The sequence below is a fragment of the Vibrio sp. D173a genome, assembly GCF_030248475.1.
In genome coordinates this window covers 1-571 of record NZ_JAHGAH010001586.1, presented here as the reverse complement: position 1 = coordinate 571, position 571 = coordinate 1, and the positions used below count along the sequence as shown (strand labels likewise).

Here is a 571-nt window from a genome sequence, read left to right as displayed (position 1 = left end):
TTGGTGCGACAATCGGCCAAAACGGCTGTGCGGGCATCTACCCTGCTATGTTAGCGGTTATGGTTGCTCCAACCATGGGTATCAACCCAATGGATATCAATTTCATTCTGTCGTTAATCGCAATCATCACTGTTAGCTCATTTGGTATCGCTGGTGTCGGCGGTGGCGCGACCTTCGCTGCACTTATCGTACTGCCCTCTGTGGGTCTACCTGTGACTATCGCAGCACTGCTTATCTCTATCGAGCCACTTATCGATATGGCTCGTACTGCGCTTAACGTATCTGGTGCAATGACAGCTGGTACAATTACAAGCCGTATTCTGGGTAGTAAAGAAGAACAAAAGGATCTTCAACAAGCACAAGCTTAATCTGAACAACAGAATTACCTAAAGGTAAGTGACTAACACTCACTTGGGCTAAAACAAAAACACCGATGCGTCATTGCATCGGTTTTTATTTAGAGAGCTGTAATATTAAAGGCTGAGTTCAGAGATACTCAGTTGAGCAAGCGATTCATCCTCTTCTTCACTCAATCCACTAATACCAATCGCCCCAACAACACGACCTTGAG

The 571-nt window shown here is 45.5% G+C and carries 2 protein-coding genes; one reads left to right on the top strand and one right to left on the bottom strand.

Features of this window, described 5'->3' with window-relative positions; translation table 11 throughout:
- Positions 1-368, top strand: a 368-nt coding sequence (locus tag KIV40_RS34935) for a cation:dicarboxylate symporter family transporter (protein ID WP_285354052.1), incomplete at its 5' end; no start/stop codon positions are given.
- Positions 369-473: 105 nt separating this feature from the next.
- Here KIV40_RS34935 and KIV40_RS34930 read toward each other — a convergent pair.
- The coding region (locus tag KIV40_RS34930) for a heme-binding protein (RefSeq protein WP_285354055.1) at positions 474-571 on the bottom strand (98 nt) is incomplete at its 5' end.